The 18,602-nt window shown below is 69.8% G+C and carries 15 protein-coding genes, 1 rRNA gene, 1 pseudogene and 1 riboswitch; of the genes and pseudogenes, 14 read left to right on the forward strand and 3 right to left on the reverse strand.

What is annotated here, in order from left to right; all coding sequences use genetic code 11:
* From rrf to ABT354_RS29400, 11 genes and pseudogenes are all read left to right on the forward strand, one after another.
* A 5S ribosomal RNA gene (gene rrf / locus ABT354_RS38120) occupies positions 1-69 on the forward strand; the annotation flags it as partial.
* 227 nt (positions 70-296) lie between these two features.
* The gene (gene clsA / locus ABT354_RS29355; RefSeq protein WP_351499269.1) at positions 297-905 is read left to right on the forward strand and encodes a cardiolipin synthase ClsA; all 609 of its coding nucleotides are present in this window, start codon (positions 297-299) and stop codon (positions 903-905) included.
* A gap of 109 nt (positions 906-1,014) precedes the next feature.
* A complete protein-coding gene (locus ABT354_RS29360; protein WP_351499271.1) occupies positions 1,015-3,510 on the forward strand; it encodes a sugar phosphate nucleotidyltransferase in 2,496 nt (831 codons plus the stop codon).
* A 90-nt stretch (positions 3,511-3,600) separates the two neighbouring features.
* The gene (locus ABT354_RS29365) at positions 3,601-4,542 is read left to right on the forward strand and encodes a DUF881 domain-containing protein (RefSeq protein ID WP_351499274.1); all 942 of its coding nucleotides are present in this window, start codon (positions 3,601-3,603) and stop codon (positions 4,540-4,542) included.
* Positions 4,539-4,871 (forward strand): small basic family protein, encoded by a 333-nt coding sequence (locus ABT354_RS29370; protein ID WP_351499276.1) that lies wholly within the window; start codon positions 4,539-4,541, stop codon positions 4,869-4,871. Before ABT354_RS29365 ends, ABT354_RS29370 begins: the two co-directional genes overlap by 4 nt.
* Positions 4,872-5,053: 182 nt before the next feature.
* The gene (locus tag ABT354_RS29375; protein WP_351499438.1) at positions 5,054-5,773 is read left to right on the forward strand and encodes a DUF881 domain-containing protein; all 720 of its coding nucleotides are present in this window, start codon (positions 5,054-5,056) and stop codon (positions 5,771-5,773) included.
* 82 nt (positions 5,774-5,855) lie between these two features.
* Entirely contained in the window at positions 5,856-6,806 is a 951-nt protein-coding gene (locus ABT354_RS29380) for an FHA domain-containing protein (protein ID WP_351499440.1), read from the forward strand.
* 17 nt (positions 6,807-6,823) lie between these two features.
* Complete coding sequence (gene ftsR, locus ABT354_RS29385; RefSeq protein WP_351499278.1) at positions 6,824-7,606, forward strand: transcriptional regulator FtsR; 783 nt, start codon at positions 6,824-6,826, stop codon at positions 7,604-7,606.
* Between the two features lie 53 nt (positions 7,607-7,659).
* Positions 7,660-8,133: a bifunctional nuclease family protein gene (locus ABT354_RS29390; protein ID WP_351499280.1), complete on the forward strand. Its 474-nt coding sequence runs from the start codon at positions 7,660-7,662 to the stop codon at positions 8,131-8,133.
* Between the two features lie 222 nt (positions 8,134-8,355).
* Entirely contained in the window at positions 8,356-8,970 is a 615-nt protein-coding gene (locus tag ABT354_RS29395) for a MerR family transcriptional regulator (RefSeq protein ID WP_502983522.1), read from the forward strand.
* A 117-nt stretch (positions 8,971-9,087) separates the two neighbouring features.
* Positions 9,088-10,362 (forward strand): annotated as a pseudogene (locus ABT354_RS29400) (DNA polymerase IV); the annotation flags it as partial.
* A 164-nt stretch (positions 10,363-10,526) separates the two neighbouring features.
* On the opposite strand, the gene ABT354_RS29405 reads toward ABT354_RS29400, so the two are convergent.
* Positions 10,527-10,952, reverse strand: a complete 426-nt coding sequence (locus ABT354_RS29405; protein ID WP_351499282.1) for a PRC-barrel domain-containing protein — start codon at positions 10,950-10,952, stop codon at positions 10,527-10,529.
* A gap of 112 nt (positions 10,953-11,064) precedes the next feature.
* Positions 11,065-11,164: riboswitch (glycine riboswitch) on the forward strand.
* Between the two features lie 187 nt (positions 11,165-11,351).
* On the opposite strand from ABT354_RS29405, the gene gcvP reads away from it, so the two are divergent.
* Positions 11,352-14,237 carry an aminomethyl-transferring glycine dehydrogenase gene (gene gcvP, locus ABT354_RS29410; RefSeq protein WP_351499284.1) on the forward strand — a complete coding sequence of 962 codons (2,886 nt, stop codon included), beginning with the start codon at positions 11,352-11,354 and terminating at the stop codon, positions 14,235-14,237.
* A gap of 238 nt (positions 14,238-14,475) precedes the next feature.
* On the opposite strand, the gene ABT354_RS29415 is transcribed toward gcvP, so the two are convergent.
* Both ABT354_RS29415 and ABT354_RS29420 read right to left on the reverse strand, forming a co-directional pair.
* Positions 14,476-14,673, reverse strand: coding sequence for a DUF5999 family protein (locus ABT354_RS29415; protein ID WP_351499286.1), 198 nt, complete (start codon positions 14,671-14,673; stop codon positions 14,476-14,478).
* Between the two features lie 343 nt (positions 14,674-15,016).
* On the reverse strand, positions 15,017-15,607 hold the full coding sequence (locus tag ABT354_RS29420; RefSeq protein ID WP_351499288.1) for a hypothetical protein: 591 nt from the start codon (positions 15,605-15,607) through the stop codon (positions 15,017-15,019).
* Positions 15,608-16,109: 502 nt separating this feature from the next.
* Here ABT354_RS29420 and ABT354_RS29425 point away from each other — a divergent pair.
* Entirely contained in the window at positions 16,110-17,624 is a 1,515-nt protein-coding gene (locus tag ABT354_RS29425) for a glutamate-cysteine ligase family protein (RefSeq protein WP_351499290.1), read from the forward strand.
* Between the two features lie 176 nt (positions 17,625-17,800).
* Positions 17,801-18,598, forward strand: a complete 798-nt coding sequence (locus tag ABT354_RS29430) for a CPBP family intramembrane glutamic endopeptidase (RefSeq protein WP_351499292.1) — start codon at positions 17,801-17,803, stop codon at positions 18,596-18,598.
* The last annotated feature ends 4 nt before the right edge of the window (positions 18,599-18,602 follow it).

Here is an 18,602-nt window from a genome sequence, read left to right on the forward strand (position 1 = left end):
GAAGCTAAGCCTTTCAGCGCCGATGGTACTGCAGGGGGGACCCTGTGGGAGAGTAGGACGCCGCCGAACAAATTTTGGGCCCCGGCCCCGATACCTTGAATGGTGTCGGGGCCGGGGCTATTTTGCGTTCCAGACCCTTCAGGATCCTCCCGGAAGGCGCGGAACCCGAGTCGGAACCAGCGTCGGAATCCGAGGCCGACAGGGGGCGCCGGCGCTTCCCCCTGTCCGGAGGTGTCCTCGACGGACGGTAGGGTCGGGGGGAGTCATCGGCACGTTACACATATGGAGGCCCCCGGGTGGAGGTCCAGGAGACCCGCGTTCAGACGGACCGGGTCCTCACCATCCCCAACATCCTCAGCATGGCACGCCTTCTCGGTGTGCCCCTCTTCCTGTGGCTGATTCTCCGCCCGGTCTTCGGTGGCCCGAGCAGCGACGGCTGGGCCGTGCTGGTGCTGATGCTGAGTGGGATCACCGACTATCTCGACGGCAAGCTGGCCCGTCGCTGGAATCAGATCAGCAGTCTGGGCAGACTCCTCGATCCCGCCGCCGACCGGTTGTACATTCTGTCGACCCTGGTGGGGCTCACCTGGCGGGAGATCCTTCCGCTCTGGCTCACCGCGGCGCTATTGGCGCGAGAAGTGATGCTGCTGGTGATGGTGTGGATCCTCCGCCGTCATGGTTATCCTCCGCCCCAGGTGAACTTCCTCGGCAAGGCCGCGACCTTCAACCTGATGTGTGCCTTCCCCTTGATGCTGCTCGGTGACGGAAGCGGGTGGCTCGCGTCACTCGCTGCTATTTTCGGATGGGCTTTCGCCGGATGGGGTACAACTCTGTATTGGTGGGCAGGGATCCTCTATGTGGTCCAGGTCCGCCGTCTCGTCAAGGCGGACGCAGCGGCCGATTGACCTCGTCGATGCGGAGCCGTGCAGCGTAGCCGGCTCGCATGACGCCAGAGGGCCTCCGAGGACGAGCGAGGTCGGCTGACCGTCGTCTCTCAAGGAGGACGCTTCCGACATGAAGGCCGTCGTGATGGCCGGTGGCGAAGGAACCCGACTTCGCCCCATGACGTCGAGCATGCCCAAGCCGCTCCTGCCGGTGGTGAACCGGCCGATCATGGAGCATGTGCTGCGGTTGCTCAAGCGCCATGGGCTCAAGGAAACCGTCGTAACGGTGCAGTTTCTTGCCTCATTGGTCAAGAACTACTTCGGTGACGGCGAAGAGCTGGGAATGGAGCTGACCTACGCCAACGAGGAAAAGCCCCTCGGTACCGCCGGCAGTGTGAAGAACGCCGAGGAGGCGCTGAAGGACGATGCTTTCCTCGTCATCTCGGGTGATGCTCTCACCGACTTCGACCTCACCGATCTGATCTCCTTCCACAAGGAGAAGGGGGCGCTTGTCACCGTCTGTCTGACCCGGGTGCCCAATCCCCTGGAATTCGGCATCACCATCGTCGACGAGGCCGGCAAGGTGGAGCGCTTCCTGGAGAAGCCGACCTGGGGCCAGGTCTTCTCCGACACCGTGAACACCGGCATCTATGTCATGGAGCCCGAGGTCTTCGACTATGTCGAGCCGGATGTTCCCGTCGACTGGTCCGGGGATGTCTTCCCTCAGCTGATGAAGGAGGGCAAGCCGATCTACGGCTATGTCGCCGAGGGCTACTGGGAGGACGTGGGCACCCACGAGAGCTATGTGAAGGCCCAGGCGGATGTCCTGGAGGGCAAGGTCGACGTCGAGATCGACGGCTTCGAGATCTCACCCGGGGTGTGGGTCGCCGAAGGCGCCGAGGTCCACCCCGACGCCGTACTGCGCGGACCGCTCTACATCGGCGACTACGCCAAGGTGGAGGCCAACGCGGAGCTGCGTGAGCACACCGTCGTCGGGTCGAACGTCGTCGTCAAGAACGGTGCCTTCCTCCACCGGGCCGTCGTGCACGACAACGTCTACATCGGCGAGCACTCCAATCTGCGCGGCTGTGTGATCGGCAAGAACACCGACATCATGCGCGCGGCCCGGATCGAGGACGGAGCCGTCATCGGGGACGAGTGCCTGATCGGTGAGGAATCGATTGTTCAGGGCAATGTGCGCGTCTATCCGTTCAAGACGATCGAGGCCGGCGCGTTCGTCAACACCTCGGTCATCTGGGAGTCGCGGGGGCAGGCGCATCTCTTCGGCACCCGGGGGGTCTCCGGGATCCTCAATGTGGAGATCACCCCGGAGCTGGCGGTACGGCTCGCCGGGGCGTACGCCACCACGCTGAAGAAGGGGTCCACGGTCACCACGGCGCGTGACCACTCGCGAGGCGCGCGGGCGCTCAAGCGAGCGGTGATCTCCGCCCTCCAGGCGAGCGCCATCGACGTACGGGACCTGGAGAACGTACCGCTGCCGGTGGCCCGTCAGCAGACCGCCCGGGGGAGCGCGGGCGGGATCATGATCCGTACCTCACCCGGGGTGCCCGACAACGTCGACATCATGTTCTTCGACGGACGCGGGGCGGATCTCTCCCAGGCGGGTCAGCGGAAGCTGGACCGGATCTACGCACGGCAGGAGTACCGCCGGGCCTTCCCCGGTGAGATCGGCGATCTGTACTTCCCGGCGAGCGTCTTCGACTCGTACACGGGGTCGCTGCTGCGGAACGTCGACACCACGGGGGTCGCGGACTCCGGTCTCAAGGTCGTCGTGGACGCCTCCAACGGCAGTGCCGGGCTCGTTCTGCCCAGCCTGCTGGGACGGCTGGGTGTGGACGCGCTCACCATCAACCCCGGGCTGGACGAGGCGAGGCCCACCGAGACCGCCGAGACCCGGCGGGCCGGGTTGGTCCGCCTCGGCGAGATCGTGGCCTCGGCACGCGCCGCCTTCGGGGTGCGGTTCGACCCCGTCGGCGAGCGGCTCTCCCTGGTGGACGAGCGTGGCCGGATCATCGAGGACGACCGGGCCCTGCTGGTCCTGCTGGATCTGGTGGCGGCGGAGCGGCGCAGCGGCCGGGTGGCGCTCCCGGTGACCACGACCCGGATCGCCGAGCAGGTGGCGGCGTACCACGGGACCCAGGTGGAGTGGACGACGACCTCGCCCGACGATCTGACCCGGGTCGGCCGCGAGGAGACGACCATCTTCGGCGGGGACGGGCGCGGCGGCTTCATCGTGCCGGAGTTCAGCAGCGTCTTCGACGGTACGGCGGCACTGGTGCGGCTGGTGGGTCTGGTGGCGCGGACTCAGCTCACCGTGAGCCAGATCGACGCCCGTATCCCCCGTGCGCATGTGCTCAGGCGTGATCTGGCCACACCGTGGGCGGTCAAGGGCCTGGTCATGCGCCGGGTGGTGGAGGAGGCCGGGGACCGGCAGGTGGACACCACCGACGGGGTACGGGTGGTGGAGCCCGACGGCCGCTGGGTGATGGTGCTGCCCGATCCTTCGGAGGCCGTCACCCATCTGTGGGCCGAGGGGCCCGATGACGCCTCGGCCCAGGCACTGCTCGACGAGTGGGCCGCGGTGGTCGACAGCGCGGGCCACTGAGGCTGCCGCCGGTGTGCCGGAAGGCTTCGGAACCGATGCTTCCGGCACACCGGTGGGGCCATTCGGCGGTAGCGGCCATGACGTGCGACGATGTGCGGCATGCCGCCGCAGCAGCCCCCCGTTCGGACCACTGGCTCACCGCCGCGACGCCCCGACGCGTCGATGTCGCTGCTGACGAACGTGATGGAGCACGGCCTGGACGAGGGGTACGCCGAGGCGACGGCGCGCCGCCGGGAGAAGGGCGGCCCCCTGCCCCGTACCCTGCGGGCGAAACTCGGTCTGGCGGTGGGTCTGGTGCTGGCCGCGGCGATTGTCACGGTGGGCGCGGCCGAGGCCCGGATATCCGCGCCCGTTCTGGCGAAGGAGCGCGAGGAGCTGATCGACCGGGTCGAGGCGAAGACCGCGCAGGCGGACGAGCTGGCGCGGCGGGTGGACCGGCTCCGGGACGAGGTGGGGGAGCGGCAGCGCAAGGCGCTCAACTCGGCGGGGAGCGACCGGGAGGACCTGGTCGAGCTGCTGGCGGGCGGTACCGAGGTCGAGGGGCCGGGGCTGCGGCTGGTCGTGGACGACGCGGCCGACACCGAGCCGGGGGCCGGTGGTCCCCGGGGGAGCAGCGGTTTCAGTGACACGGGCCGGGTGCGCGACCGTGACATGCAGCGGATCGTCAACGGTCTGTGGGAGTCGGGTGCCGAGGCCGTGGCCATCAATGGGCAGCGGCTGACGGCCCTGTCGGCGATCCGGGCCGCCGGAGACGCCATACTGGTGGACAACAGGCCGCTGGTGCCGCCGTACACGGTGCTTGCGGTGGGGGACGGGAAGAGGCTGGACACGAGGTTCCGCAGCAGTGCCGACGGCCAGTATCTGCGGGTCCTGCGGGAGAATTTCGGCATCCGTTTCACTGTCTCCAGCAAGGACGAGGTGCGTCTGCCGGCTGCCCCGAGCCTGATCGTACGTACAGCGGAGCCGAGGGGCCTCGCCGCCGACCGGAGCGGTGGGCGGGGAGCGGCAGAGACAGGGAAGGGCACATCGTGATCGCCGTACTGGGCCTCGTCATGGGAGTCGTGGCCGGATTGCTGCTGAGGCCCGAGGTGCCCGCGGTGGTCGAGCCCTATCTCCCGATCGCGGTGGTGGCCGCCCTCGACGCCGTCTTCGGCGGGTTGCGGGCGATGCTGGACGGGATCTTCGTGGACAAGGTCTTCGTGGTCTCCTTCCTGTCGAATGTGGTCGTGGCGGCGCTGATCGTGTATCTGGGGGACAAGCTCGGGGTGGGGGCCCAGCTGTCCACGGGTGTGGTCGTGGTGCTGGGTATCCGGATCTTCTCCAACGCCGCCGCCATCCGGCGGCATGTGTTCCGGGCGTGAGCGCGGTGGCGGAGCCGATGAACAGCGACAGCAGCGACAGCAGTGACAGCAACGTCAGCAGCGCCAGCAAGGACAACAGCACCAGCAGCGACAACGGTGGTGACGGCGGCCGGAGCGGCCGGAGCGACGAGGGCGAGCGGAACGACACGGGTGCCGGTACGACCGGTGGGCCGCGGGCGGGGATGACCGGCAGGCAGCGGCTGGTCGCGGGTCTGTGGCCGCCCCGGGTGACCCGGGCCCAACTGACCGTGGCGGCGCTGCTGTTCGTCCTCGGTCTGGGTCTCGCGATCCAGGTGCGCTCCACGAGCGACAACAGCGCCCTGCGCGGTGCGCGCCAGGAGGACCTGGTGCGGATCCTGGACGAGCTGGACCACCGCACGGAGCGGCTGGAGGACGAGCGGCAGCGGCTGGCCGAGCAGCGGACGGAGCTGGAGAACAGTTCCGACCAGGCCGAGGAGGCGCGCAAGCAGACCCGGCTGAAGGAGCGGCAGCTGGGTGTCCTCGCCGGTACCGTCGGTGCCGAGGGGCCGGGGATCACGCTCACCGTCAAGGACCGCTCCGGCGCGGTCGAGGCGGACATGCTGTTGGACGCCATCCAGGAGTTGCGTGCCGCGGGGGCGGAGGCGATCCAGGTGAATGGTGTCCGGGTGGTCGCCGACAGTTATCTGAGCGGTCTGGAGGGTGCCGTCGAGGTCGACGGGAACCGGATCGGAACGCCCTACATCTTCCAGGTCATCGGTAAGCCGCAGGATCTGGAGCCCGCTCTGAACATCCCGGGCGGAGTGGTGCAGACACTGGAGAAGGAGCAGGCCACCGTGGAGGTGGCCCGCTCGGAGAGGATCGTCGTGGACGCCTTGCGGGCCGAGAAGCGGCCTGACTACGCTCGGTCGTCAGCGCGGTGAAGCGGTCACGGAGCGGGTCCTGTGTGTCGGGGTCCGGGGTCGCGGGGGGTCGGCCCACAGAAGTCGTGCCGCGTGGTGGAAACTGTCTGATGGGTACGGACGTTGTGAGGATGTCCGGGTCGGCAGGTGTGATCAGTCAGGGTTCGTCCTGCCCCACGGGCGGGTCTATTTCGGTCAAGGGGAATCGCCCGTGAAGTTGTTTGCGAAGTTGTTCGGCAAGAGCGCACGCGAGGAAGGCGGCAGCGCCAGGCATCGTGCGCGCGGTCAGGGTCAGGGCCAGGGAGAGGGCCAGAGCGGAGAGCGTCCCCTCTACCGGGACGAGTTCGCTGGTCCGGGCGGTGACATTCCCGGCGCGCGGGGCGCGTCGTCTGTTGACCCTGCCGGTCCCGGCCGCATAGGTTTCGGGGAACCATCGACCTCGGGTGGAGGGTTTGCCCCCGATCCGTATGCGACCAACCCCCACGGGGGGCGGCCGCGGCAGGAGGATCCGTCCATGACGGGTGTGACGGTCTGTACGAGGTGCGGCAACCGCAATCCGCAGACGAGCAAGTTCTGCTCCAACTGCGGTGCGCCCCTGCGGGGCCAGGCGGTTCCGGAGCGGGCCTCGGAGACCACGTCCACGATCTCCATCTCCGGCCTGGAAGCCTATGACTCGGAGGTGACGGGGCAGACCCAGCTGCCGTCGCTGACGCCCGAGGCGCAGGCCGCGGTGGAGGCGCTGCCGCCGGGGTCGGCACTGCTGGTGGTGCGGCGCGGGCCCAATTCGGGCAGCCGCTTCCTGCTGGACTCCGACCTGACCACGGCCGGCCGTCATCCGCAGAGCGACATCTTCCTGGACGATGTGACGGTCTCGCGTCGTCATGTGGAGTTCCGCCGCAGCCCCGACGGCAGCTTCGGGGTGGCCGATGTCGGCAGCCTCAATGGCACCTATGTCAATCGGGAGCCGATCGAGTCGGCCTATCTCAACAACGGTGACGAGGTCCAGATCGGCAAGTACCGGCTGGTCTTCTACGGGAGCCAGCGGGTCGGTTAACCCGTCAGGGAAGGCACATGCGCACACCGACGGGCGGTGCCGGGCACGGCACCGCCACCGCGGGGGAGAGGCTGTCCGGGGCGGAGCGGCTGATGAGTATCGGCACCGTCCTCGGTCAGCTGCGGGCTGAGTTTCCCGAGGTCACGATTTCCAAGATCCGCTTCCTGGAGGCGGAGGGCCTGGTCGAGCCGCGGCGCACCCCCTCCGGGTACCGGAAGTTCACCCAGGAGGATGTGGAGCGCCTCGCTCAGGTGCTGCGGATGCAGCGGGACCACTATCTTCCGCTGAAAGTGATCCGGGAGCATCTGGACGCGGTCGCCCGTGGTGAGCAGGTCCAGCTGCCCGCTCAGGGGTCCCCCAGGGATCAGGTGGCCTCTGGGTCCGGGGCCCGGGAGCCGGCCCCCTGGGAGGCCTTCGGCGAGCCTCGTACGGCCGCTCGGGTGGGCCGTGCGGAGCTGCTGGCCGCGGCCGGGGTGAGCGAGGAGGAGCTGGTCGAGTGGGAGTCGTACGGCCTGCTCGTCCAGGATGCCGCCGGGGCGTTCGACGCGGAGGCGGTGACCCTGGCGAGGCTCGTCGCGGATCTGGGGAGATTCGGTCTGGAACCCCGGCATCTTCGCGCCATGAAGGCCGCCGCCGAGCGGGAGGCCGGATTGGTCGAACAGGTGGTCGCACCCTTGCGGCGGCACCGCAATCCGCAGACCAGGGCCCATGCGGAGGCCACCGCCAAGGAGCTGGCGGAGCTCTCCGTACGGCTGCACGCGACCCTGGTCCAGATGGCTCTGGGAGTGCGTCTGACCTGATCCAGGTCGTGCCCGACTACCCAAAGGGGTCGGGCACGTCCTAGGGTTGCTGTGTGAACGAGCTCGACGTTGTGGGTGTCCGGGTGGAAATGCCCTCCAACCAACCGATCGTGCTCCTGCGTGAAGTGGGAGGCGATCGGTACCTCCCCATTTGGATCGGTCCCGGGGAGGCGACCGCCATTGCCTTCGCCCAGCAGGGCATGGCACCTGCCAGACCGCTGACCCACGATCTCTTCAAGGATGTGCTGGAGGCGGTGGGCCAGGAGCTCACCGAGGTCCGCATCACCGATCTGCGTGAAGGGGTCTTCTACGCGGAGCTGGTCTTCGCCAGCGGGGTCGAGGTGAGCGCGCGGCCGTCCGACGCCATAGCGCTCGCCCTGCGCACCGGTACGCCGATCTTCGGCAGTGACGGGGTGCTCGACGACGCCGGCATCGCGATTCCCGATGAGCAGGAGGACGAGGTGGAGAAGTTCCGCGAGTTCCTCGACCAGATCTCTCCCGAGGACTTCGGTACCAGCAACCAGTGACCGTGCCGGGGTGAGCGGATGGCCGGCGGACGGTCCGGCGGTCACCGGAGGGCCGTCCGGCGGAGGTGAATTCCGCCCATTCGGCCACTGCTTCCCGGATATGGGTCACGTCAAACCACCCTCAGGGTGATTATCACTCGGCGTGCCGAGCGCGGCGATCGTTGACGCACCCCTGGTGACTGCCTACCGTCGAGTCGGGCAGGTCAAGGACGGAGGGTCGGCGTGAGAATCAGCGGCGACGGCGCGGTGGGGGGACCCCTCGGACGAGGGCCGGTGGAGACGGGTCCGTATCCGCTCCCGGAAGGTGCGGCCGACCGGTCCGGACGGTCCGAGCGACAGCTGGACACCGTCGGTTACCGGGGGCCCACGGCCTGTGCGGCGGCGGGTATCACCTATCGGCAGCTCGACTACTGGGCCCGTACCGGCCTGGTCGAACCCAGTGTGCGGGCCGCGCACGGCTCCGGCAGCCAGCGTCTGTACAGCTTCCGCGATGTGGTCGTCCTCAAGATCGTGAAGCGTTTCCTCGACACCGGGGTGGCGCTCCAGAACATCCGCGCCGCCGTCCAGCACCTCAGGGAGCGGGGCTACGCGGATCTGGAGCGGATGACGCTGATGAGCGACGGGGCCACGGTCCACGAGTGCTCCTCGCCCGACGAGGTGGTCGATCTGCTCCAGGGCGGCCAGGGGATCTTCGGGATCGCGGTCGGGGTGGTCTGGCGGGACGTCGAGGCGGCCCTGTCCCAGCTCCACGGCGAGCGGATCGACACCGGCGAGACCCTGATCGGCCACAATCCGGCCGATGAGCTGGCCCGGCGGCGGCAGAACCGCGCGGTCTGAGCCCCCCTCCCGGCGGGCGCGGTCCGGGACCCGCCCGGGGCCGGCGGGGCTCCACTGTCAGTGCGGTGCGGCAGCATCGTAGATGTGAGATCCGTGCCGTCGGTCCTGCATCTGGACATGGACGCCTTCTTCGCCGCCGCGGAGCAGGCGTCCAAGCCCAGCCTGCGCGGAAAGCCCGTGGTCGTCGGAGGGCTCGGACCCCGGGGGGTGGTCGCCACCGCCTCCTATGAGGCACGCCGTTTCGGGGTGCACTCGGCGATGCCCATGGCCCAGGCCCGGCGCCTCGCGCCGAACGCGGCGTATCTGGTCCCCCGCTTCGCCTTCTACCGGGGGATCAGCGAGCAGGTGATGGGGCTGCTGCGGGAGCTGTCACCGCTGGTGGAGCCGTTGAGCCTGGATGAGGCGTTTGTGGATCTGGAGGCCGTGGCGGGTGGCGTCGACGGCCCGGAGGGGGCCCGCCGCACCGGTGAGCGGCTGCGCGCCGACATCCTGGCCGTCACCGGGCTCACCGGTTCCGTCGGGCTCGCCGGATCCAAGATGCTGGCGAAGATCGCCTCCGAGCAGGCCAAGCCCGACGGCCTGGTGCTGATCGAGCCGGGCACCGAGCGGGAGCTGCTGGGGCCGCTGCCGGTGCGCACCCTGCCCGGGGTCGGCCCGGCCACCGGTGAGCATCTGCGGCGGGCCGGCATGACGACCTGCGCGGAGCTGGCCGAGGCGGGCGAGGACGAGCTGGTGCGGCTGCTGGGCAGGGCCCATGGAGCCGCGCTGTACCGGATGGCGCTCGGCCATGACGACCGTCCGGTGGTCGCCGAGCGGGACACCAAGTCGGTGTCGGTGGAGGACACCTTCGATGTGGATCTGCATGACCGGGTCAGGATCCGGGTCGAGGTGGAGCGGCTGGCCGACCGCTGCACCGCGCGGCTGCGCGCCTCGGGCCACTCCGGGCGCACCATCGTGCTGAAGGTGCGGCGGTACGACTTCTCCACGCTGACCCGTTCGGAGACGCTGCGGGGGCCGACGGACGATTCCGCGGTGGTGCGGGAGGCGGCGGCGCGGCTGCTGGAGTCGGTGGACACCACCGGCGGTGTACGGCTGCTCGGGGTGGGGGTGTCCGGGCTCGCCGACTACACCCAGGAGGATCTGTTCGCCCAGGCGGCGGCAGCGGCGGCGGGCCGGGCGGTGGCCGAGGGGACGGGGGAGGCGGGGAAGATGGGGGAGGCCGAGCAGGCCACCGGGGCGGCGCCGAGCGCCCCCGCGGCTCCGGCCGCCCCCGTCGAGCGGCAGTGGCAGCCCGGGCACGATGTCCGCCACGGCCGGTACGGGCCGGGCTGGGTGCAGGGCAGCGGCGTGGGCCGGGTCACCGTGCGCTTCGAGCGGCCCGATTCGCCGCCGGGCCGGGTGCGCACCTTCCGTACCGACGATCCGGAGCTGGTGCCGTCCGATCCACTGCCGCTGGTCATGGTGGTGGGGCCGCTGCCCCAGCCGGAGCCGGAGCCAAAGCCGGAGTCCGAGCCGTCGGTGGTGGGGCGTCCGGCGGGCGGGGCCGGCCCGGGAGGTCAGTCGCCGCCCGAGGGAGCCGGGCTCTCTGTGTCACCCACCACCCGCCCGGCGTCTCCCACCACCCGCCCCGAGCCGTCGCCCGAGGGCGCGGGGGGCGGCTCCGGTGCGGGGGGCAGCGCCAGGCCGTAGTGGTGATAGAGCTGGAGCTCCTGTTCGGGGGAGAGATGGCGGCCCACACCGAAGTCCGGGGCGTCCTTGATCAGGGCGCGGTCGTACGGCACGCTCAGCGCCTCGTCCACCAGGGTGCTGGGCGCCAGCGGGACAAAGGCGTCCCGGCTGAAGAGCCCGGTGCGCACCGCCGCCCATTCGGGTGCCCCGGTGGCGTCGTCGAGGTACACCTCGTCCACCGTTCCGATCTTGGCCCCACTGCGGTCGAACGCCTTGCGGCCGATCAGACTGCGCGGATCGACATCGGTCTGCACGGTCCCTCCAAGAGGTCGCGACTGCTCCTTAAGGCATACCAAAGAGCAGATCGGAGGTATCGGCCACTTGAGCGATTGCGGAAAGGTCCGCTGGTAGGCTGAGATCGGCCGTCGACCCCACGCGGGAGAGTCCGCCGGCAGACCACCGCCGGCGGCGCCGAAGGAGCAACTCCTCCCCGGAATCTCTCAGGCACCTGTACCGCATGGGTGAGGTCACTCTGGAAAGCAGGGCGGGTGCCGGTCGGTGGCATCCGCTCTCACCGACGGTGAAAGCCGGGGCGTCGAGCACGGGCGGCCCGGTGAAGCTCTCAGGTTGAGATGACAGAGGGGGAGGCCGTCCGGGGTATCCGCGCCGTGGTGCCCCTCGCAGGTCGCGTCAGACCAGGAGGCCCCCCGATCATGTCCGCCAACCGCACTCCGCTCTCCCGCCTGGAGCAGGGCATCCCCTTCGAGCAGCGCCACATAGGCCCCGACGCCGAGGCGCAGGCCAAGATGCTGGCGCAGGTCGGATACGGCTCGCTGGACGAGCTGACCGCCGCCGCCGTTCCCGATGTGATCAAGAGCACCGAGGCGCTGGGGCTGCCCGAGGCCCGTACCGAGGCCGAGGTCCTGGCCGAGCTGCGCGAGCTTGCCGACCGCAACACCGTGCTGACCTCCATGATCGGCCTCGGCTACTACGGGACCTTCACGCCCCCGGTGATCCTGCGCAATGTCATGGAGAACCCGGCCTGGTACACCGCGTACACGCCGTACCAGCCGGAGATCTCCCAGGGCCGGCTGGAGGCCCTGCTCAACTTCCAGACGATGGTCGCCGAGCTGACCGGACTGCCCACCTCCGGTGCCTCCCTGCTGGACGAGGGCACCGCGGCGGCCGAGGCCATGTCCCTCTCCCGCCGGGTCGGCAAGGTCAAGACCGGGGTCTTCCTGGTCGACGCCGATGTCCTGCCGCAGACCCTCGCCGTGATCGGGACCCGGGCCGAGCCGACCGGTGTCGAGGTCGTCACCGCCGACCTCTCCGACGGCATTCCCGCCGAGATCGCCGAGCGCGGGATCTTCGGTGTGCTGCTCCAGTACCCGGGTGCCTCCGGCGCCGTGCGTGATCTGCGGCCCGTCATCGAGCAGGCCCAGGGACTCGGCGCGGTCGTCACCGTCGCCGCCGATCTGCTGGCGCTCACCCTGCTGACCTCCCCCGGGGAGCTGGGCGCCGACATCGCCGTCGGCACCACCCAGCGCTTCGGTGTGCCGATGGGCTTCGGCGGCCCGCACGCCGGTTATCTGGCGGTCCGTGAGAAGTTCGCGCGCAGCCTCCCCGGACGTCTCGTCGGCGTCTCCGTGGACGCGGACGGCAACAGGGCGTACCGGCTCGCGCTCCAGACCCGTGAGCAGCACATCCGCCGGGAGAAGGCCACCAGCAACATCTGCACGGCCCAGGTGCTGCTGGCCGTCATGGCGGGCATGTACGCCGTCTACCACGGTCCCGATGGGCTGCGCACCATCGCCCGGCGGACCCACCGTTATGCGACGCTGCTCGCCGCTGGGCTCACGGCGGGCGGTGTCGAGGTCGTCCACGGCGCCTGGTTCGACACGCTGACCGCGCGGGTCCCGGGCCGGGCCGCCGAGGTGGTCGCCGCCGCCCGTGCGGGCGGGGTGAACCTCCATCAGGTGGACGACTCCGAGGTCTCCTTCGCCTGTGACGAGACCACCACGCGGGCCGCGCTCGCCGCCGTCTGGGCGGCGTTCGGTGTCGAGGCGGATATCGACGCCCTGGACGCGGAGACGGAGGACACCCTTCCTGCGGGGCTGCTCCGGAGCGACGACTACCTCACCCACCCGGTCTTCCACCAGCACCGCTCGGAGACGGCGATGCTGCGTTATCTGCGGCGGCTCGCCGACCGGGACTACGCGCTGGACCGGGGCATGATCCCGCTCGGCTCCTGCACGATGAAGCTGAACGCGACCACCGAGATGGAGCCGGTGACCTGGCCCGAGTTCGGGCAGCTGCACCCCTTCGCCCCGGTCGACCAGGCGGCCGGCTATCTCACCCTCATCCAGGAGCTGGAGGAGCGGCTGGCCGAGGTCACCGGGTACGACAAGGTCTCCATCCAGCCCAACGCCGGTTCCCAGGGCGAGCTGGCGGGTCTGCTCGCGGTCCGCGCGTACCACCGGGCCAACGGTGACGAGCAGCGCACCGTCTGTCTGATCCCGTCCTCCGCGCATGGCACCAACGCGGCCAGCGCGGTGATGGCCGGGATGAAGGTCGTCGTGATCAGGACGGCCGACGACGGTGAGATCGATGTGGACGATCTGCACGCCCGGATCGAGCAGTACCGTGACGAGCTGGCGGTGCTCATGATCACGTACCCGTCCACCCATGGTGTCTTCGAGGAGCATGTCGCCGACATCTGCGCCCGGGTGCATGACGCCGGTGGCCAGGTCTATGTCGACGGCGCCAACCTCAACGCGCTGGTGGGGCTGGCCAAGCCGGGCCGGTTCGGCGGCGATGTCTCCCATCTGAATCTGCACAAGACCTTCTGCATCCCGCACGGCGGCGGTGGCCCCGGTGTCGGTCCGGTGGCGGTGCGCGAGCACCTCGCCCCGTATCTGCCCAACCACCCGCTCCAGCCGACCGCCGGCCCGGAGACGGGTGTCGGGCCGATCTCCGCGGCGCCGTGGGGCTCGGCGGGCATCCTGCCGATCTCCTGGTCCTATGTCCGGCTGATGGGCGGCGCGGGGCTCAAGCGCGCCACGCAGGTCGCCGTGCTGGCCGCGAACTATGTCGCCAAGCGGCTGGAGCCGCACTACCCGGTGCTGTACACGGGCCCGGCGGGGCTGGTCGCCCATGAGTGCATCGTGGATCTGCGTCCGCTCGCCAAGGCGACCGGGGTGAGCGTCGACGACATCGCCAAGCGTCTCATCGACTACGGTTTCCACGCGCCGACGATGTCGTTCCCGGTGGCGGGGACGCTGATGATCGAGCCGACGGAGAGCGAGAACCTCCAGGAGATCGACCGCTTCTGCGAGGCGATGATCGCCATTCGGCGGGAGATCGAGAAGGTCGCCTCGGGTGAGTGGCCCGTCGAGGACAACCCGCTGCGGAACGCGCCCCATACGGCGGCGGCGCTGGGCGGGGAGTGGGAGCACCCCTACGGGCGGGACGAGGCGGTCTTCCCGGCGGGGGTGAACGCGGCGGACAAGTACTGGCCGCCGGTGCGCCGGATCGACGGTGCCTTCGGTGACCGCAATCTGGTCTGCTCCTGCCCGCCGCTCGACGCGTACGACAGCTGACGGGCGATACGCGGGTGAATGACGACGGGCGCCCCGTGTGAGGGGGCGCCCCGGGTTCCGGGGCCGGTGCGGAGTGATCCGTGCCGGCCCCGATCTGTGACGCGCGGTGTCTCATGGGCGCGACACGGTGGTTGGAGTGCGTGGTGCGGGTGACCCGTGCGGTCGCCCGGTCGGGCCGGCGCAGCCACGCGGGTGGACGCCCGCTGCGATGGGCGCCCGGTCGGGTGCGGTCGCCCGGTCAGGCGGCCGTCGCGGTGAGGCCGAGCCGGTGCGGGGCGATGACCTGCCCGTCCGGCAGCAGCTCTCCGGTGTCCTCGAAGAGGAGCACGCCATTGCACAGCAGGCTCCAGCCCTGCTCGGGATGGTGGGCCACCAGGCGCGCGGCGTCCCGGTCGGCCGAGTCGGAGGTGGGGCAGGATGGCTGATGCTGGCACATGGATGGGTTCTTTCGCTGCGGTGTGGTGACTGCGCTGCGGCTCGCTGAGGTGTTCAAGGCCGCCCCCCGTATCGTGAGTGGATTTCAGGTACCAGTGTTGCCCTGACGACGTTATCCCGCAGGGATTTCCCGGCAGCTCGTCCTACTGATTTATGACGTCCCCGTCATCCGGGTGGTTCATCTCAAGCGCCTTGTCCTTTTGGGTGGTTCAAGGGGGCCGGGACGGACTAGTCCGTCCGAAAAGCGACCGCGCCCCGCGACCGGGCGGTCACGGGGCGCGGAGGGCGGTTCACGCCGGAGCGCGGCCGTCGGTGACGGTGCTCCGGAACTCTGGCGGGCCGGGTCAGGCGGGCGAGCCGAGCAGCGGCGCGGGGGCGACCCGGAGGGTCATCAGCGGAAGCAGTTCGGCGACCCGGTGGGGCCGGTGGGCGGCGATGCCCGGCGGGGCCGGGGCGAGCGGCACCAGCAGATCGTTCGGCTGGAGGGAGCCGTGACCGGCGTCGGCGTCGGCGCCGGTGTGCAGCCAGAGGGCGAGCATGTACAGCTCGGGGATGGAGAGCAGCCGGGGCTGGTAGGCGATGGCCGTGGCCTCCGCCTGGCGCAGCGCCCTTTCGGTGGAGGTGAGATAGGGCCCTTCGAAGAAGTGCGAGAAGGTCCAGCCGTCCGCGGTGAGGATGGTCTCGGCGGCGGCGACGCTGCGGTCGCCGCCGCGGATCAGGAAGCGCCAGCCCGTGAGCCGGGTACGGGGCCGGTCGGTGGAGGTGGGGACGATCGGGTCGAGCACATGGACCGGCAGCGGTGACTCGGGGCTGACGGATCCCTGGAAGGAGCGGAGCGCGGGAGTACGGTCCTCGCGCACCGCGGCCGGGGAACCGAGTGCCGTGAGGACGCTGCGAAGGGCGGGTGCGGGAGCCGGGAGGACGTGCAACGGCATGGTGGAAGGCCTCTCACTTGGGGAGACACGGTAAGGCAGGGTGGGTGCGGACGGCGCTGTCAGCGTGCGGGGCCAGAGGGGCCGAAGGGGCCACTGGGCGCCAACTATCTGCCTCCTGTACGGAGTTTATACGACACGTGTTCAGAGAGTGATTCCGCTACTGTCCGTGCGCATTCTCCGCAAGGGTGTATCAGGTCTTTCGGGCGTGGCGGATCCGCCGGATTGTTCTGGGGTTATCCTGCCCGGCCTGGGCATTTGCCCGACGACTGGTAGGCCGAAACTCATCGGTGTTTTTCACCAGACGATGAGCGGCGGTACCTGTGTACTGAAGCCTGGCTGGAGCGGGATCCCTCCGGCTGGGGGGATGTGTGGCCCGTCACTTCGGACACCCTACCGGTTACCGGCGGTCCCCGTGGCGTTATCGATCAGTCAGGGTGGGCATTATCGTCCGTGACGCGAGCCATCGATGCCGCGCGGTGCCCAGTCGAGGAGGGACCCTTCGATGGGGGATAAGGACGTGGCAGGGGGCTTTGCCCTGGACGATCGCCAGCGATACCGGAGAAAGCTGCAACAGTGTCTGGCGGCACTGGGGCGGCTCTTGGAGGAGAAGAGGTTCGACCGGCCCAGGAATCTGCTCGGGCTGGAGATCGAGTTGAATCTGACTGGAGCGGACGGCCTGCCCAGGATGATGAATGCCGAAGTTCTGGACCGTATCGCCAGCAACGATTTCCAAACCGAGCTGGGCATGTTCAACCTGGAGGTGAACATTGTTCCGCACCGGCTCGGCGGCCGTGTTCTCGACCAGCTCGCCGAGGAGTTGCGGGCCGGGCTCGGATATGCCGACCGGAAAGCGAACGAGGTCGGCGCGGGGATCATGATGATCGGTATTCTGCCGACCCTCACCCAGGAGGATCTCGTCCATGGGAACCTCTCGGACGTCGACCGCTACACCCTGCTGAACGATCAGATCCTGACCGCCCGGGGTGAGGCATTCGAGCTGGATATCTCCGGTGTCGAGCGGCTGACCTGCACTTCCGCCTCGATAGCTCCCGAGGCGGCCTGCACCTCCGTACAGCTCCATCTCCAGGTGACGCCGGGCCGCTTCGCCGATGTGTGGAACGCGGCCCAGGCGGTGGCCGCCGTACAGATCGCGGTGGGGGCCAATGCCCCCTTCCTCTTCGGCAGGGAGCTGTGGCGCGAGTCGCGGCCACCTCTGTTCCAGCAGGCCACGGACACCCGGCCGCCGGAGCTCCAGGCCCAGGGGGTCCGGCCGCGCACCTGGTTCGGCGAGCGCTGGGTGGACTCCGCCTATGACCTCTTCGAGGAGAATCTGCGCTTCTTCCCCGCTCTGCTGCCGATCTGCTCGGACGAGGACCCGATGCGGGCCATCGATGAGGGCTCCATCCCTGACCTGCGGGAACTCACCCTTCACAACGGCACGATCTACCGCTGGAACCGCCCGGTCTACTCGGTGGCGGACGGGGTGCCCCATCTGCGGGTGGAGAACCGCGTCCTGCCCGCCGGGCCCACGGTCACCGATGTCATCGCCAACGCCGCCTTCTTCTACGGGCTGGTCAGGGCGCTCGCCGAGGAACCGCGCCCGGTGTGGACCCGGATGCCGTTCGCCACCGCGGAGGAGAACTTTGACACTGCGTGCCGCCAGGGCATCGACGCGGAGCTGTACTGGCCCCGTCCGGGCCGGGCGGGCGGGGTGACCCGGGTGCCCGCCGTGAAGCTCGTCCGTGACGAACTGCTCCCGCTGGCCGCCGCGGGGCTCGACGCCTGGCAGGTCGCCCCCGCCGACCGGGACCGCTATCTCGGCGTCATCGAGGAGCGCTGCCGGCGGCGCGTCAACGGGGCCTCCTGGCAGGCCGAGACCTTCCACCGGGCGCGCGAGGCGGGGCTGGGACGGGACGCCGCGCTCGCGGCCATGACCCGCCGCTATCGCGAGCTGATGCTCCAGGGCGATCCCGTGCACACCTGGCCGGTCGGATTTCCCGGCCGGAAGGAGGCGTGATCGTCCGCCGGAAGGGGGGTGTGACCGTCCACCGGAAGAAGGCGTGACCTTCCGCTGTACGAGGTCCTGACCTATGGGGTCGTGACCTCCAGCTGGACGGGCCCGACCTAGGATGACGTTCGCCCGGCCGCTCATGAGCGCGGCCGGGGGACGACATCACGGGAGGCAGGGTGCGGATGGAGGCCGGACGAGTGGCCGACGCTCTTCCCCGGGAGGAGCTGCCGCCCAGGGTGCTGCGGTCCGAACTGCTGCTGGTGCTCGCGCTCTCGCTGGGTGCCAGCGCGCTCTCCTCGCTGATCAGCTTTGTCGGCGCGCTCACCCGGCCCGGCGGCCTCGGCGAACAGGCCGCCAAGCTGAACGGCTCGGCCGCCCCCGGCCGGCCCTGGCTCGACCTCGCCTGGCAGCTCTTCGGCATCACGACCGCCCTGGTCCCGGTGGCGCTGGTCGCGCATCTGCTGCTCCGTGAGGGGGCGGGCGGGCTGCGCTCGATGGGCTTCGACCGCACCCGCCCCTGGCCCGACCTGGGGCGCGGCACCCTGATCGCGGCGGGCATCGGCAGCGCCGGGCTCGCCTTCTATCTGGCCGCCCAGGCCACCGGCTTCAACCTCACCGTGGTGCCCGAGTCCCTGCCCGAGGTGTGGTGGAAGTTCCCCGTCCTGATCCTCTCCGCGATCCAGAACTCCGTGGTCGAGGAGGTCATCGTGGTCGGGTATCTGCTGCGCAGACTCGACCAGCTGGGCTGGACCCCGATGGCGTCGCTGGCCGCCAGCTCCGTGCTGCGCGGCTCGTACCACCTCTACCAGGGCATCGGCGGCTTCATCGGCAATATGGTCATGGGCGTGGTCTTCGTCCTGCTCTACCGGCGGTGGGGCCGGGTCGGGCCACTGGTGGTGGCCCATGCCCTGCTCGACATCGTGGCCTTCATCGGGTACGCGCTGCTGGCGGGGAAGGTGGGCTGGCTGCCCACGGCCTGACCCC

Source organism: Streptomyces sp. NPDC000594, assembly GCF_040299965.1.
Lineage (GTDB): Bacteria > Actinomycetota > Actinomycetes > Streptomycetales > Streptomycetaceae > Streptomyces.

What these genes read in the sequence shown, in the direction of transcription:
- gcvP (WP_351499284.1), top strand. Translation starts at nt 11,352, where the DNA reads ATGTCCGCCAACCGCACTCCGCTCTCCCGCCTGGAGCAGGGCATCCCC.
- ftsR (WP_351499278.1), top strand. Translation starts at nt 6,824, where the DNA reads ATGCGCACACCGACGGGCGGTGCCGGGCACGGCACCGCCACCGCGGGG.
- ABT354_RS29420 (WP_351499288.1), bottom strand. Translation starts at nt 15,607, where the DNA reads ATGCCGTTGCACGTCCTCCCGGCTCCCGCACCCGCCCTTCGCAGCGTC.
- ABT354_RS29415 (WP_351499286.1), bottom strand. Translation starts at nt 14,673, where the DNA reads ATGTGCCAGCATCAGCCATCCTGCCCCACCTCCGACTCGGCCGACCGG.
- ABT354_RS29425 (WP_351499290.1), top strand. Translation starts at nt 16,110, where the DNA reads ATGGGGGATAAGGACGTGGCAGGGGGCTTTGCCCTGGACGATCGCCAG.
- ABT354_RS29360 (WP_351499271.1), top strand. Translation starts at nt 1,015, where the DNA reads ATGAAGGCCGTCGTGATGGCCGGTGGCGAAGGAACCCGACTTCGCCCC.
- ABT354_RS29365 (WP_351499274.1), top strand. Translation starts at nt 3,601, where the DNA reads ATGTGCGGCATGCCGCCGCAGCAGCCCCCCGTTCGGACCACTGGCTCA.
- ABT354_RS29375 (WP_351499438.1), top strand. Translation starts at nt 5,054, where the DNA reads ATGACCGGCAGGCAGCGGCTGGTCGCGGGTCTGTGGCCGCCCCGGGTG.
- ABT354_RS29430 (WP_351499292.1), top strand. Translation starts at nt 17,801, where the DNA reads ATGGAGGCCGGACGAGTGGCCGACGCTCTTCCCCGGGAGGAGCTGCCG.